The organism is Mesorhizobium sp. M2A.F.Ca.ET.043.05.1.1, assembly GCF_003952445.1.
Lineage (GTDB): Bacteria > Pseudomonadota > Alphaproteobacteria > Rhizobiales > Rhizobiaceae > Mesorhizobium.
Map to the genome: position 1 here is coordinate 3,700,011 of NZ_CP034446.1, position 14,871 is coordinate 3,714,881.

The window sequence follows — 14,871 nt, forward strand, 5'->3', positions numbered from 1 at the left end:
CCTAACCCATGCCAAGTGGTGCGGCAAGCGTTTGCAGACCTGCAGGAAACAGTTCGATAGTTTGCAGGCGCCGCGCCGCCCTCATCCGCCTGCCGGCACCTTCTCCCCGTATAGTGACGGGGAGAAGGAGGAAGCTTCGGCGCCGGCGCGACAGCTCCAGCGTTGACGACTGGCGAAACCCGCGGCGCCAGCGTCCTTCTCCCCGTCACTATACGGGGAGAAGTGCCCGGCAGGGCGATGAGGGGCAGCGCCGACTAATAAAGAAGTAGACTTCAATATCCCACCCTTAGAAGGTTGAGAGCCTCCAAGAACTTCGTAACAATCAGCGCAAAAACGAAACAATTCCGCCATCGGCGCGGCATGCTGCCGACACAATCCACGACCATAAACCACGCCGAAACAAGGGGTTCGGGGCCATGACGACGGCTGAAGACATCATCGAGGGCGGGGCGACCGCAAGGCTGAGGCCTGCCGGGGTTCCGACACTGAAGCCGGCGCAGCAGCCGGCAGGGCCTTTCGAGGCTGCGGCGGCCAAGCCGAGCGCTCGCGACGCGCTGGTGACAGGGCTGCTCGTGATCTATCCGGCTTTCGCCGCGGTGGCGGCCATACTCGCAGGGCTGTTTTTGGCGGGCGCCGGCAGCGTTTGAGCTTCGCAACCTGACCTTCTCCCCTTGTGGGAGAAGGTGGATCGGCGCGGTAGCGCCGAGACGGATGAGCGACTATCTGAGGTGTCAAGTTGCATTTGCGAACTGTTTGCGCGCGTCGCGTGCTTTTGCATTGAGGATGACGAGCAGCTTCCTGGCGAGCGCAATGCGAATGACCATCTTTTCCTTTCCAGCCGCCTGCAACCGTTGCTTGAAGGCGGCGAGATGGGGATCATATTTGGCAACGATGCTGGCAACGAGGAAGAGGACGCCTCGCGGCCCGGCGCGGCCACCGCGCACCGCTCTTCGGCCGCTGCGCTTACCGCTGTCATTGGCGATCGGAGCCAGGCCAGCCAGCTTAGCGATGGCCCTGTTGGAGACGATGCCGATCTCAGGCAGTTGCGCCATCAGCCGTGGCACGGTGCGAGAGGCCACGCCCTTGAGCGAGCGAAAGGCCCGGTCGAGGCATGCCCACAACGGATCATCGTCGATGAGCGAAGCGATCTCACCCTCGAGCCTGCGGCTCTGGCGTGTGAGCAGCGCGATCACCTCATCAAGGCTGGCGACGGTCTCGGCGTCGAGGGCAGCACTCTTGCGCTGCTTTTGAACGGTGAGATCGCCAGTCACCTGGGAAAGCCGGGCAACCAACGCCTTGAGCCGCAGTTGGGCCGCATTTGGTGGCGGCATCGCCTTGAGCTGCTTGACCGCGCCATAGCGGGCGATCATGGCGGCATCGATCTTGTCGGTCTTTTCCAGGAAGCCCATCGCCTCGGCGAAGTAGCGCACACTGCGGGCATTGGCCAAGCCACAGCATACGCCCAACTCCCACAGCAGCAGGAAGGCCAGTCGTTCATAGCCGCCGCTAGCCTCCATCACGACAAGCTCGACGTCGTGGCTCTGACACCAGGCGGCCAGATCGGCGATGCCTGCCGCATCATTGCCGAAGCGGCCCACCGCCCCGCTCGGCTCGACATGGGCATCGAGCCATCCTTTCGAAACATCCACTCCACATATGATCTTGTTCACGGTAACCTGCCTTGTGCGTGCGATTGGAGCCAAGCGACTATTCGGTCGTGCGTGACGAAGGCGAAGATCCCAGGCTCATCCACGGTTGTGACCGGAGGGGTGTCGGGCGACTTCGCCAAGCCTCGTATCGGATGGCCGTCCGGTTCGAGGCTCAGTCGCTTTCCTTGCACAAATCTCTGTCCGTGCAGATACAAGGGGTGTTCCAGCGGAGTGAGACGCTGGCAAACTTGATGTCTCGTCCGGCGGTGCCAAGCTGGAGCACCCCTCATCCGTCGCCTTCGGCGACACCTTCTCCCGCAAGGGTAGAAGGAGAAAGCGCCTTACTTCGGCCGCTTGAGCTTCCTGCGTTCCTTTTCCACCTCCGCTCTGCAATAGCAGCCTTCGAGATGGTCGTTGACCAGGCCCATGGCCTGCATGAAGGCGTAGACCGTCGTCGGGCCGACAAAGCTCCAGCCTCGCTTCTTCAAGTCCTTCGAGATCCTGACCGACACCGCCGTCGTCGGATTGGCGCGCAGATGCGCGAGGTCGACGATTTCCGGACGCTCGTCCGGGCCCGGTTCGAATTTCCAGAACCAGGCAGCCAGAGAGCCGAACTCGTCGACCATCTCGCGGGCGCGTTTGGCGTTGTTGATGGTCGAGACGATCTTGCCGCGATGGCGGATGATGCCGGCATTGCCGAGCAGGCGCTCGACATCCTTCTCGGTGAATTGAGCCACCTTGTCGAAGTCGAAACCGGCGAAGGCTTCGCGGAAATTCTCGCGCTTGCGCAGGATGGTGAGCCACGACAGGCCCGACTGGAATCCTTCCAGGCAGATCTTTTCGAACAGCCGGTGATCGTCCGTTACCGGCCGGCCCCATTCATGGTCGTGATAGCGGAGATAGTCCGGCAAATTGCCATGCCAGAAGCAGCGCGCCTTGCCGTCGGGACCGTCGAGGATGCCGGTATTTTCGGTTGCCATCGTCAGCAGATCCATTTCGTTAATGCGCCTCGGCGCCGCTTTTACCGTGGCTTTACCAGATTCCTGAACCGGCCGGTAACCACACCAAAAGGTTTACTGACAAAGCAGCATTTTACGCATTCCGATTCATGTTTTGCTTCCCGCTCCGCGCCAAGGATCGCGAAACCGAGGGCGCCCTCTCCGCCCCGGATGAGTTCGATCAAGGTGCGTTCCAATGAAGACAGCGTTTTGTTCCCTGCTCGGCGCGGCGGCGATCCTTGCCGCCGGCGCCACCACCTCCTTTGCCAATGACCGCTATGCCGATATGCCGCCGGTGACGGTGAGCCCCGACCTTTCGGCGCCCTGGGTGCTGCAGCTTGGCCACGCGCCGGGCATCGTGCGCCCGGCCCGGCAGGCGACGCAGCAGCCGTTGCAGCGCCTGTTCCAGGCGCAGCCCGACCGGCAGAAGACGGCGGCCGTGCAGCAGCCGGCCAGGCGCATGGTGATGCGGCCGCAGATCAATCCGGTCTACCTGCCGCAGGAAGTCGCCTATGACGGCCCGGCGAAGCCGGGCACGATCGTCATCGATACACACCAGAACTTCCTCTACCTGGTCGAGAAGAACGGCAGGGCACGGCGCTATGGCGTCGGCACCGGCAAGCCCGGCTTCGAATGGTCGGGCACGCACAAGATCACCAACAAGCGCGAGTGGCCGGACTGGCGCCCGCCGGCCGAGATGATCAAGCGCGAGGCAGCGAAGGGCCGCTACCTGCCAACCTACCTCGCCGGCGGCATGGAGAACCCGCTCGGCGCGCGCGCGCTCTATCTCGGCACCACCGAATACCGCATCCACGGTACCAACCAGCCCTGGACGATCGGCGGCGCGGTGTCTTCCGGCTGCATCCGCATGCGCAATGAGGACGTCGTCGACCTTTACGAGCGCGTCAATGTCGGAACCACGGTCGAGGTGATCTAGTTTCTGCGAGCCAGCCGGTTAGGCGGCGCAGCACTTTTAGTCCAGCTGTTGCCGTCAAGTCATAGTGCGATCCCGTGGGATGTGCTTAAACCGGTGTCGAGTTTACGGGGGACGGGCCGTGTGGGGATACGGCCGGTCACGAAAGGGCAGCGTGGGCAACCGCGCTGCCCTTTTCGTTCTTGAGGGTTCCTTGACGCGCGGCGCGGCAAGTCGCGCCGCAAACAGACGGATTCGCTTTCGGGGCTGATTTCCCGGCGCTCCTCTGCTATTGCAGTGCACAAATCCTGATCGTCACGCAATTCTGGACGCAACGCTGCTTACGCGATTTCCTCGAATTGCCCAGAAGGCAGAGGTGCCAGCCATGACCCGGACCGACGACAGCCGCTATCTGAAAGGCGGCCCGGTTGCCCAGCGCATCATCGCGTCGGTGCGCGAAGACGCCGCGATCGCGGCGTCCGAGGGCTTTCCGCCGAAGCTGGTCTCGATCACCGTCGGCGATACCGAAGCGGTCGATGTCTATGTGCGCAACCAGCGCGCCAAGGCAGCCCTTGCCGGCATCGGCTTCGAGGAACGGCGCTTCGCCGCCGACATCACCGCCGGCGAACTGGAAGCGGCGATCCACGGCCTCAACGCCGACCCGCGCGTCACCGGCATCATCATCCAGCGGCCAGTGCCGGCGCATATCCCGATCAAGACGCTGCAGGGCGCGGTGCATCCGCTGAAAGATGTCGAAGGCATGCACCCGGCCTCGATCGGCAACATCGTCTACAACCAGCTCGATCTGGCGCCCTGCACGGCGGCCGCCTCGGTCGAACTGCTGAAGGAGACCGGCCTTGATCTCAAGGGGCTCGAAGTGGTCGTCGTCGGCCATTCCGAGATCGTCGGCAAGCCGATCGCCTTCCTGCTGATGAGCGAAGGCGCAACCGTGACCGTGTGCCACCACATGACGCGCTCGGTGGCGGCGCATGCACGGCGCGCCGACGCGCTGTTCGTCGCTGTCGGCAAGCCGCGGCTGATCAAGGCCGACATGGTGAAGCCGGGGGCCTGCGTCATCGACATCGGCATCAATTCCGAGGTGGGGCCCGACGGTGAAACCCGCATCGTCGGCGACGTCGACACCGACAGCGTCAAGGAAGTGGCGTCCTGGATCACGCCGGTGCCGGGCGGCGTCGGCCCGCTCACGGTCGCGATCCTGCTGCGCAACACCATGGTGGCGCTCAACCGCCAGCGCGCGCTTTATCGCGCGACCTACGGCGTGGCGGACCAGCTCGCGGCGGAGTAGCTTCGACTATTCGGCGGCGACCATCGCTACCTCGGAGACACCTTCCGGCTTCGGACCGCCATAGGCCCAGTCGAGCAGCTTGATCGTGTGCACCACGGGCAGCTTGGCGGCGGACGCGATTTGCGTGATGCAGCCGATATTGCCGGTGGCGACAATTTCGGCGCCGGTCGCCTCGATATTCCGCACCTTGCGGTCGCGTAGCTTGGCTGAAATCTCCGGCTGTAGGATGTTGTAGGTGCCGGCCGAGCCGCAGCACAAATGCCCTTCGCGCGGCTCGCGCACGACGAAGCCGGCCTTGGCGAGCAACTCCTTCGGCTGGCGTGTGATCTTCTGGCCATGCTGCATCGAGCAGGCGGAGTGATAGGCGACGACAGTGCCCGGTTTGCGCACCGGCTCGGGGAGGTCGAGCGCGGCGAGATATTCGGTGATGTCCTTGGCCAGCGACGATACCCGCGCCGCCTTTTGCGCATAGGCCGGATCGAGGCGCAGCATGAAGCCGTAATCCTTGATCGTGGTGCCACAGCCTGACGCGGTGATGATGATGGCATCGAGCCCGCCTTGGTCGATCGCGCGCGTCCAGGCGTCGACATTCCGTCTGGCCGAGGCAAGAGCCTGATCCTCGCGGCCCATGTGATGGACGAGCGCGCCGCAGCAGCCCTCGCCTTCGGGCACCACGACCTCGACGCCCAGCCTGGTCAGCAGTGAGATGGTGGTGTCGTTGATGGCTGGATCGAGCACCGATTGCGCGCAACCGGTGAGGATCGCGACGCGGCCGCGCTTTGTGCCATGCCCGGCATGCGTGCCTGGTTTCGCCATCGGCGATGCCGGTGGGATCGCGGACGGCGCGAGCTTCAGCATGGCGGCGACCGGCTTCAGGCCCGGCAGTTTTTCGAACAGGCCGATGAAAGGCCGGCCGAGGCCGGCCAGTTTCAGCGCGGCGCGGAAGCGGCTGGGATAAGGCAACACGAAGGCCAGCACTGCGCGCGTCAGCCGGTCGAGCAGCGGCCGCCTGTAGGTCTGCTCGATATGGGCGCGGGTGTGGTCGACCAGATGCATGTAGTTCACGCCCGACGGACACGTCGTCATGCAGGCAAGGCAGGACAGACACCGGTCGATATGGGTGACGATCTCCTTGTCCGCCGGGCGACCGTTCTCCAGCATGTCCTTGATGAGGTAGATGCGGCCGCGCGGCGAATCCAGCTCGTTGCCAAGCGTCACATAGGTCGGGCAGGTGGCGGTGCAGAAGCCGCAATGCACGCATTTGCGCAGGATCTTTTCCGATTCCGCGACATGCGGGTCGGCAAGCTGGGCAAGGGAGAAATTGGTCTGCACGCAAAAATCCTTACTGTCCAAGAAGCCAGCTTTGCGGGTTCTTGACGGCCTCGCCGCGCTGCAGCGCCTGGATGCCCAGAATGCAGCGGGCGATAAACCAGACGGCGACGGCCAACATCAGCACGAAGCCGATCACAAGCATCATCAGGACCACCGAGATCAGCGCGTAGAGAAGGCCGATCCAGAACGTCCTGATCAGGAACGTATAGTGGCTTTCGACGAAGCCGCCGGCCTTGCCGCGGTTGATGTAGGCAAGCACGATGCCGACAATGCCGGTGATGCCGATGACAAAGCTGGCGAGGTAGAGAATATAGATGACCAGCGCGTTGGTCTGGCCCGGCTCCAGCCAGCGATCGGTCTGGCGTGGCGCGCTGCTCGGTCCTGGGTCGGTACTGCTCATGATGCTGCTCCCTGTGTTGATCGGGCGAGAGTAGCAGAGCCGGAGCCCGGCGCCATGCGGCCGGGGTTGAGGATATTCTTCGGATCGAACTCGACCTTGAGCCGCGCCGAGAGCGCCGCCAGATGCGGCGGCTGCGGCTCGAACACCGGCAGAGCGGCGCGATGCGGAGCGGACGCCCGCACCAGCGTCGCATGGCCGCCGCCATGCTTGCGGATCAAGCCGCGCAACAGATCGGCCTCCGGATCGTCCTCGCGCATCGACAGCCATACCAGGCCGCCCTGCCAGTCGTAGAACGCGTCGACCGCCGCCTGCATGCGCAGCGCCATCACCATGTGATGCGCTTCGGACGGCGCCATCGAGACGCGCCAGACCGGCCGCGTGCCACCATCGGCGAAGGGCCGGCAGTCTCGGATGTCGCGCCAGATCGTCTTCGACGCCTCGCCGGCGATCTCTTCCAGCGGCCCGGCCTTGCCGAGCAGCTTGCGCAGCGCCTCGACGCGATAGACGACCGAGGGGCCAAACCCCTCGACGCGCAGCAGCGTCGCCGCGTCGCTGCCGTGCTTGCCGCCGGCGACACGGGCCGCGATGCGCTCCGGCAGATGCGCCGCGCTCGACACTTCGGCGCTGGACCCCAGCGCCAGCGCCATGGCGGCGACCGCTGCCTCGTCGAGCAGGCCGCGGATGGCCAAAGTCACTTCCGTCTCAGCCGCTGGCAGCACCTTGAATGTGACATCGGTGAGCACGGCCAGCGTGCCCCAACTGTTCGCCATCAGCTTGGAGAGATCGTAGCCGGTGACGTTCTTGACGACGCGCCCGCCCGACTTGAAGGCCTCGCCACGGCCGGAGACGGCAGCGACGCCAAGGATATGGTCGCGCGCGGCTCCGGCCTTAAGGCGGCGCGGGCCGGACAGGTTCGAGGCCAGCACGCCACCGATGGTTCCGCTCTTGCCCCCTTGGCCCGGCTCGCCGCCGAGCAGCGGGCCGTAATCCATCGGCTCGAAGGCGAATTGCTGGCCGTTTTCCGCAAGCAGTTGTTCGATCTCGGCGAGCGGCGTGCCGGCCTTGGCCGACAGCACCAGTTCGGCGGGCTCATAGAGGGTGACGCCGGTGAGCTTGGACAGGTCGAGCGTATGCTCGGTCTGCAGCGGACGGCCGATGCCGCGCTTGGAACCATGGCCGAGGAGCTCGAGCGGTGTCTCTTCGGCTGCCGCCCATTGGATCGTGGAGAGGGTTTCGGCCGGTGTAGAAGGGGTGAAGGTGGTCATGGCTTGGCCTGGTTCCTCGCCCTCGCAAGGCCGGGGCAATCGCATACGGCAGCGCTGCCCCCTCTCCGTCCGCTACGCGGACACCTCTCCCCCATTTCATGGGGGCGAGGAAACGCCAACCGCCGACCTCGCGACCTTGAAAAGTTTGGGTTCCTCGCCCCCGCAAAGCGGGGGAGAGGTGGCTCGGGCGAAGCCCGAGACGGAGAGGGAGCCATCATAGAGCGCTGTCTCCGATCTTCTTGGCCGCAAATACAAACCTGAGGTCGGCAGCAGCCACATCTTCAGCAAGCCGCCCTTCAAGTGCGGCAAGTATCGTCTCGCAAACACTCCTCGTGTTCTTCAAAACATCAAAATTCCAGAACCGCAAAACCGAAAAGCCTTCACCACGCATGAATTCGTCGCGTCGCCTGTCATATGGACTGTCCGCATGCTGGCTGCCATCCAGCTCCACGATCAGTTTTTTGCTCCTGCAGGCGAAATCCCCGAAATACGGGCCGATGGGCATCTGGCGAACGAATTTGTAGCCGCCCAGTTTCTTCGCCTTCAGCTCGTTCCAGAGGGTCGCTTCCGCTTGATTGTCACCGTGGCGAAGCTCGCGGGCACGAGCAATTTTTTCTGGCGAGCGGCGGCTTGGCGGAGAGGGCGTTCCCCTCTCCGTCTCGGGCTTCGCCCGAGCCACCTCTCCCCCGCTTTGCGGGGGCGAGGAACTTCTGTCCCACACCCCCATCAAAACCTCGGAATGTCCGGAAAAGCCACCTGCCCGCGATGCACATGCATCCTTCCCAGCTCCGCGCAGCGGCGCAGTTGCGGAAACACTTTTCCCGGATTGAGCAGGTGGTTGGGGTCGAAGGCGCATTTGACGCGCATTTGCTGGTCGAGATCGACCTGGTTGAACATTTCCGGCATCAGGTCGCGCTTCTCGACGCCGACGCCGTGCTCGCCGGTCAGCACGCCGCCAACCTCGACGCAAAGCCGCAAAATGTCGGCGCCGAAGCTTTCGGCCTTGTCGAGCTCGCCCGGCACATTGGCGTCGTAGAGGATCAGCGGGTGCAGATTGCCGTCGCCGGCGTGGAAGACATTGGCGACGCCGAGGCCGTATTTCTCGGAGAGATCACGCATGCCGGCGAGCACGCGCGGCAGCTCCTTGCGCGGGATGGTGCCGTCCATGCAGTAATAGTCGGGCGAGATGCGGCCGACCGCCGGGAAAGCCGCCTTGCGGCCGGCCCAGAAACTCAGCCGCTCCTGCTCCGATTGCGAGATGCGGCAAGTGGTGGAGCCGTTTCTGTAGGCGATCGCCTCGACGAGGCCGATCAAATGGTCGACCTCCACACTCGGCCCGTCGAGCTCGACGATGAGCAGCGCCTCGACGTCGAGCGGATAGCCGGCGTGGACGAAATCTTCCGCAGCGTGGATCGCCGGGCGGTCCATCATCTCCATGCCGCCCGGGATGATGCCTGCGCCAATGATGTCGGCGACGCATTGGCCGCCCTCTTCGCTGGTCGGGAAGCCGATCAGCAGCGCGCGCGCCGTCTCCGGCTTCTTCAGGATCCGCACCGTGACCTCGGTGACGACGCCGAGCAGGCCCTCGGAGCCGGTCATGACGCCGAGCAGGTCGTAGCCCTCCTGGTCGAGATGACTGCCGCCGAGGCGCACCACCTCGCCATTCATCAGCACCATCTCGATGCCCAGCACATTGTTGGCGGTAAGCCCGTATTTCAGGCAGTGCACGCCGCCGGAATTTTCCGCGACATTGCCGCCGATCGAGCAGGCGATCTGGGAGGATGGATCGGGGGCATAGTAGAAGCCCTCCTGCTCGACGGCGGTGGTGATGCCGAGATTGGTGACGCCCGGCTGGGCGACCACGATGCGGTTGGGGTAGTCGATTTGAAGGATGCGGTTGAAGCGGCTCATCACCAGCAGCACCGCATCTTCCAGCGGCAGCGCGCCGCCGGACAGCGAAGTGCCGGAGCCCCGCGGCACGACGCGGATGTTGCGCTCGTTGCAGTATTTGAGCACCCGCGAGACCTGAGCCACCGTTTCCGGCAGCACGACGACCAGCGGCAACTGCCGGTAGGCGGTCAGGCCGTCGCTTTCGAAGGCGCGCATTTCATTGGCCGCGTCGACGACGCCCTCGCCCGGCACGATGATGCGCATGTCGGCGACGATCTCGGCGCGGCGGCGCAGCGTTTCGGCATCTGGCTTGGGCATGGCTAGGCCGGACATCGGTCATCCCGCTTGACTGGTCAAAATCTTTTACCAGCTTGACGGTTTTGTTGCAAACGCTGCTTTGGTCACATATGGCGGCGAGCGTAACGCCGAGCTTCCGCAGCGGCAATCTGCCGCTGGCGCTCGAATCTCCCCCTTGAGGGGGAGATGGCCGCGAAGCGGTCAGAGGGGGTCGTCTAACGTAGATCGCCGACGTCTTCTGTCGTAGCAGGAAGGCGCCGGCGCTCCACGCGCGGCGACCCCCTCTGTCGCCTTAGGCGACATCTCCCCCTCACGGGGGAAGATTACTCGCCCGGATGCTTCGCCGGCTCTGAATGCATCTTGCGCACCCGGCGCACACCCCACCAGACCAGCAGGATGGCAACGGGGACGGAGGCGGCGGTGACGACTTCTGGCGCGAAGACGTGACCGAAGATCGAGGCGCCCTTGGCGACATAGCCGATGAGGCCGACGACGTAGTATGATACGGCGGCCACGGACAGGCCTTCGACCGTCTGCTGCAGGCGCAGCTGCAGCCGGGCTCGGTTGTTCATCGACGCCAGCAGGTCACGGTTCTGCTTCTCGACATCGACATCGACCCAGGTGCGCAGCAGCGTGGTGGCGCGGGTAAGTTTTCGCGACAGGTTGGCCTGGCGCTCCTCGACCGAGCGGCAGGTGCGCATGGCCGGCGCCATGCGCCGCAACAGGAAGCCCGCCCAGGTGTCGAAACCCTGCACCGGCTCTTCATCCAGCGCCTCCAGCCTTTCGGTGACGATGCCGTCATAGGCGCGGCTGGCGCCGAAACGGTAGAGGCTGGACGCGGCGTCCGCCTCGAGCTCGGCGGCGAGCTCGGTGAGGTCGGCCAGCAGCGTCTGGTTGTCACGGGTTTCGACCGCCTTCATTTCCAGCGTGGTCTGCGCCAGGCGGTCCTCGATGCGGCGGGCACGGCTGGACAGCGTCAATGCCAGCGGCAGGCCGAGCATGGCCAGCGTGCGATAGGTCTCGATGTCGATCAGCCGCTGCGACAAGGCGCCGGTGCTGGCCGGCGTCAGGCCGCGGTCGAGAACCAGCATTCGGGTCAGGCCGTCGCCGTCCTGGCGGAAATCGGTGATGATGGCGGCGGCGCCCCGCTCGACCAGCGAATAGCAAAGGCTGGTCGGATCGAAGCCGGCGATCAGCCTTTCGCTCGCCTGCGTCCATTTGCGGATTTCGAGGCGGATGCCGGAAATCACCGTGCCTGGGGGCGAGAAGCCGTTGCCGAAGGGTGAATCTTCCTGCCCCCGGCCGTTCTCGGCCAGCGGCCCCTCCCACAGATAGGTCGAGAATTCCGTATGCCGCTCCCAACGCAGCGAGCCCTTGCCCCATTTCATGGCATGGTGACGCGCGTTGCGCTCAGGCGCGGCGATTCCCAGCCGCCGCGAAAGCTCCGAGAGCACGGCATGGTCGACCGCGGCGCCGGCCTCGGTCATGAAGGAAAGCTGGATCAGCACGCGCGGCTTTTCGATCAGCGGATGTGGACGGGCATGAACCTCGCCGATCGCGCCGGGCCGCCCCTCATGCGCCGGAAAACCCATGACGCTGCCTTGGGCGCGCGGCTGGAATTCGAGACTGGACATCTCGTCGGACACGGCTGGTCCCCCTGTTTTCGACCCTTCGTGCAACCCGGTCGTCTTGCGGCAATCGGCGAGACGCGTAAACAGCAAATATTAGCATCCGGCGATGGCGGCGCGCGGCAGGCGATCCGACCGCATCGGGCGAATTGGATAAATAATTTGACCAGTTGGCGACAGACGCTTTAATCTGGGCGACATCCGTTCCATCTCCAGGCGTCTCCGTTGAGCGACATTTTCTCCAGGATCGAGCATTCCCGCACCGCCGACGAGGTGGTGCAGCAGATCGAGAGCCTGATCCTCGAAGGCGTGCTGCGCACCGGCGACCGGCTGCCCGGCGAGCGCGAGCTGGCGCGCCAGTTCGACGTGTCGCGGCCGATCCTGCGCGATGCGCTGAAGGCGCTGGAGGGACGCGGGCTGCTGACGACGCGCCCCGGCGGCGGCACGCATGTCGCCGACGTCATCGGCCAGCTCTTCACCAAGCCGGTGACGGACCTCATCTCCACGCACCGCAAGGCGGTGACCGACTATCTGGAGTACCGGCGCGAGATCGAGGCGGTGGCGGCCGAATATGCGGCGCGGCGGGCGACGCCGGAGGATTTTAAGCTGCTCGACCGCATCATGGCGCGCATGGAGGAGGCGCACCGGACCGGCGACTTCGACGACGAGGCGGAGATCGACGTCGAGTTCCATCATGCGGTGTGCGAATGCGCGCACAACATCATCCTGCTGCACACGCTGCGCTCCTGCTATCGGCTGCTGTCGGAAGGCGTGTTCCAGAACCGGCTTCTGGTGTTCGGCGTGCCCGGGGCGCGCGAGGCGCTGCTCCAGCAGCACCGCGCGATCCACACCGCGATCAAGGCCGGCGATCCGATCGCGGCGCGCAAGGCCGCGATGGACCACATCACCTATGTCGAGCGCTCGATGGCGGAAGCCGAGCGCAGCGGCGACTGGCAGCGCGTCTCCCGGCTGAGGCTGAGACAGCGCTCCGACGCCGGCGATATCGAACCCACACGCAAACGCTCTTAAGCACAGATTTAGCGGGGACCCATCATGAGCGAAATCCTCACCATCGCCGATCTCAAGGACCTGGCGCGCCGCAGGGTGCCGAAGATGTTCTTCGACTATGCCGATTCCGGCGCCTGGACGGAGAGCACCTACCGCGCCAACGAAGAGGATTTCGGCAAGATCAAGTTCCGCCAGCGCGTGCTGGTCGACATGAGCAACCGCTCGCTGGAATCGACCATGATCGGCCAGAAGGTGGCGATGCCGGTGGCGCTGGCGCCGACCGGATTGACCGGCATGCAGCATGCCGACGGCGAGATGCTGGCGGCGCAGGCGGCGGAAGCGTTCGGCGTTCCGTTCACGCTATCGACCATGAGCATCTGCTCGATCGAGGATGTCGCCTCGGTGACCAAGAAGCCGTTCTGGTTCCAGCTCTATGTGCTGCGCGACAAGGATTTCGTGCTCAACCTCATCGACCGCGCCAAGGCGGCAAAGTGTTCGGCGCTGGTGCTGACGCTCGACCTGCAGATCCTGGGACAGCGCCACAAGGACGTGCGCAACGGGCTTTCGGCGCCGCCCAAGATGACGCTTGCCAACATCATCGACCTTGCGCTGAAGCCGCGCTGGTGCCTGGGCATCGCAGGTACCAAGCGCCGCACCTTCCGCAACATCGTCGGCCACGCCAAGGGCGTGGGCGACGTGTCTTCGCTGTCGTCCTGGACGAATGAGCAGTTCGATCCGCACCTGTCGTGGAAGGACGTCGCCTGGATCAAGGAACGCTGGGGCGGCAAGCTGATCCTGAAGGGCATCCTCGACAAGGAAGACGCGCTGATGGCGGCCGAGACCGGCGCCGATGCGATCGTCGTCTCCAATCATGGGGGGCGGCAGCTCGACGGCGCTCCCTCCTCGATCTCGGTGCTGGAAGAGATCGCCGATGCGGTCGGCGACAGGATCGAAGTCCATATGGACGGCGGCATCCGCTCCGGCCAGGATGTGCTCAAGGCGCTCTGCCTGGGCGCCAAGGGCACCTATATCGGTAGGCCCTTCCTCTATGGCCTCGGCGCGATGGGCAAGGACGGCGTCACCAAAGCGCTCGAAATCATCCGCAAGGAAATGGATGTCACGATGGCGCTGTGCGGCAAGCGCCTCGTCGCCGACATGGGCAAGGACCAGCTCCGGCGCTAAAGCGCGTCGCGATCTTTCAGATTCGCTCCCTGCGCTTTAGGTTTTTGATCTTGCGCATGTCTTTGTCCCGAAACCGGTTCCCACTTTCGGGAGACATGCTTTTTAGGACGCATCAGCGCCAAGATCGCAGGGATCGGTTGCGTCGCTAGGGCGTTGTTCATCGATCGGCACTAGGCTTCGCTCCAACTGTGCCTCGGGAAGATGTTCACCTTGACCGGAACCGGCATTCACTATCTCGACGCGCGCGGGCCCGACGGCGTGCGGCTCTATGCCATCGGCGATGTGCATGGGCGCCTTAACCTGCTCGCCGCCATGCACCGGCGCATCGAGAGCGAACTGGTATATGCGCACGCGTCCGACTGGCGCATCATCCATCTCGGCGACTATGTCGACCGCGGTCCGGATTCAAGGAGCGTCATCGACTTCCTGATCGAGGCGCGCAAGCGCGATCCGCGCAACATCATGCTCGCCGGCAACCACGATATCGGCATGCTCGAATTCCTGGCCGATGCCGAGCCGGACGGCCTGTTCATGAACTATGGCGGCGTGCAGACCGCGCAGTCCTATGGCGTGGACCTTGTCCGTGACGCCCATTGGTACGGCAAGGCGGAAGCCATCGCGCGAGGACACGCTGCGCTGGTGAAAGCGGTGCCGCGCAGCCATGTCGATTTCCTGCAGTCGCTGACGTTTTCGGTCAGTTTCGGAGACTTCTTCTTCTGCCATGCCGGGATAAGGCCGGACGTGCCGCTCGACCATCAGAACCAGCAGGACCTGATCTGGATCCGCGACGCCTTCCACGATCACCAGGAGCTTTTTTCAAAGGTGATCGTGCACGGGCACACGCCAGTCCCGGAAGCCGAGGTGAAGGCCAACCGCGTCAATGTCGACACGCTCGCCTGGAAATCGGGGACGCTGAGCGCGCTCGCCGTCAATGGCGGCGACAAGCAGATTATCGACGTCAAAGGCAAAGCGCTCTAAGCGCGATCCCAGCGCGGGCGTGCTT

14 protein-coding genes are annotated in these 14,871 nt (G+C 64.4%); 6 read left to right on the plus strand and 8 right to left on the minus strand.

Annotation, left to right across the window (positions count from 1 at the left end):
• The first annotated feature begins 416 nt into the window (after window positions 1–416).
• The gene (locus tag EJ069_RS18125; RefSeq protein WP_126062470.1) at window positions 417–647 is read left to right on the plus strand and encodes a hypothetical protein; all 231 of its coding nucleotides are present in this window, start codon (window positions 417–419) and stop codon (window positions 645–647) included.
• An 84-nt stretch (window positions 648–731) separates the two neighbouring features.
• Here EJ069_RS18125 and EJ069_RS18130 read toward each other — a convergent pair whose 3' ends face one another.
• Both EJ069_RS18130 and EJ069_RS18135 read right to left on the minus strand, forming a co-directional pair.
• Window positions 732–1,670 (minus strand): IS110 family transposase, encoded by a 939-nt coding sequence (locus EJ069_RS18130; protein WP_126059835.1) that lies wholly within the window; start codon window positions 1,668–1,670, stop codon window positions 732–734.
• 320 nt (window positions 1,671–1,990) lie between these two features.
• Window positions 1,991–2,629, minus strand: coding sequence for a DNA-3-methyladenine glycosylase I (locus EJ069_RS18135; protein ID WP_126062471.1), 639 nt, complete (start codon window positions 2,627–2,629; stop codon window positions 1,991–1,993).
• Between the two features lie 214 nt (window positions 2,630–2,843).
• On the opposite strand from EJ069_RS18135, the gene EJ069_RS18140 reads away from it, so the two are divergent.
• Together EJ069_RS18140 and EJ069_RS18145 are read left to right on the plus strand one after the other, a co-directional pair.
• Window positions 2,844–3,584 (plus strand): L,D-transpeptidase, encoded by a 741-nt coding sequence (locus EJ069_RS18140; RefSeq protein ID WP_126062472.1) that lies wholly within the window; start codon window positions 2,844–2,846, stop codon window positions 3,582–3,584.
• A gap of 361 nt (window positions 3,585–3,945) precedes the next feature.
• The gene (locus EJ069_RS18145) at window positions 3,946–4,866 is read left to right on the plus strand and encodes a bifunctional 5,10-methylenetetrahydrofolate dehydrogenase/5,10-methenyltetrahydrofolate cyclohydrolase (RefSeq protein ID WP_126062473.1); all 921 of its coding nucleotides are present in this window, start codon (window positions 3,946–3,948) and stop codon (window positions 4,864–4,866) included.
• A gap of 6 nt (window positions 4,867–4,872) precedes the next feature.
• On the opposite strand, the gene glcF is transcribed toward EJ069_RS18145, so the two are convergent.
• The 6 genes from glcF to EJ069_RS18175 all read right to left on the minus strand — a co-directional run bounded on the left by glcF (window position 4,873) and on the right by EJ069_RS18175 (window position 11,696).
• On the minus strand, window positions 4,873–6,198 hold the full coding sequence (glcF, locus tag EJ069_RS18150; protein WP_126062474.1) for a glycolate oxidase subunit GlcF: 1,326 nt from the start codon (window positions 6,196–6,198) through the stop codon (window positions 4,873–4,875).
• A gap of 10 nt (window positions 6,199–6,208) precedes the next feature.
• Window positions 6,209–6,598, minus strand: a complete 390-nt coding sequence (locus tag EJ069_RS18155) for a DUF4870 domain-containing protein (RefSeq protein ID WP_126062475.1) — start codon at window positions 6,596–6,598, stop codon at window positions 6,209–6,211.
• Window positions 6,595–7,863 (minus strand): FAD-binding protein, encoded by a 1,269-nt coding sequence (locus tag EJ069_RS18160; protein WP_126062476.1) that lies wholly within the window; start codon window positions 7,861–7,863, stop codon window positions 6,595–6,597. The genes EJ069_RS18155 and EJ069_RS18160 overlap by 4 nt, the downstream gene beginning before the upstream one ends.
• Window positions 7,864–8,077: 214 nt before the next feature.
• A complete protein-coding gene (locus tag EJ069_RS18165; RefSeq protein WP_245456164.1) occupies window positions 8,078–8,542 on the minus strand; it encodes a DUF559 domain-containing protein in 465 nt (154 codons plus the stop codon).
• Window positions 8,543–8,589: 47 nt separating this feature from the next.
• On the minus strand, window positions 8,590–10,086 hold the full coding sequence (locus tag EJ069_RS18170; RefSeq protein WP_126062478.1) for an FAD-linked oxidase C-terminal domain-containing protein: 1,497 nt from the start codon (window positions 10,084–10,086) through the stop codon (window positions 8,590–8,592).
• Between the two features lie 287 nt (window positions 10,087–10,373).
• Window positions 10,374–11,696, minus strand: coding sequence for a DUF3422 family protein (locus EJ069_RS18175; protein ID WP_126062479.1), 1,323 nt, complete (start codon window positions 11,694–11,696; stop codon window positions 10,374–10,376).
• 207 nt (window positions 11,697–11,903) lie between these two features.
• On the opposite strand from EJ069_RS18175, the gene EJ069_RS18180 reads away from it, so the two are divergent.
• The 3 genes from EJ069_RS18180 to EJ069_RS18190 all read left to right on the plus strand — a co-directional run bounded on the left by EJ069_RS18180 (window position 11,904) and on the right by EJ069_RS18190 (window position 14,846).
• Window positions 11,904–12,707, plus strand: a complete 804-nt coding sequence (locus tag EJ069_RS18180; protein ID WP_126062480.1) for an FCD domain-containing protein — start codon at window positions 11,904–11,906, stop codon at window positions 12,705–12,707.
• Window positions 12,708–12,731: 24 nt separating this feature from the next.
• Window positions 12,732–13,868, plus strand: a complete 1,137-nt coding sequence (locus EJ069_RS18185) for an alpha-hydroxy acid oxidase (RefSeq protein WP_126062481.1) — start codon at window positions 12,732–12,734, stop codon at window positions 13,866–13,868.
• Between the two features lie 210 nt (window positions 13,869–14,078).
• Window positions 14,079–14,846 (plus strand): metallophosphoesterase, encoded by a 768-nt coding sequence (locus tag EJ069_RS18190; protein ID WP_126064785.1) that lies wholly within the window; start codon window positions 14,079–14,081, stop codon window positions 14,844–14,846.
• The last annotated feature ends 25 nt before the right edge of the window (window positions 14,847–14,871 follow it).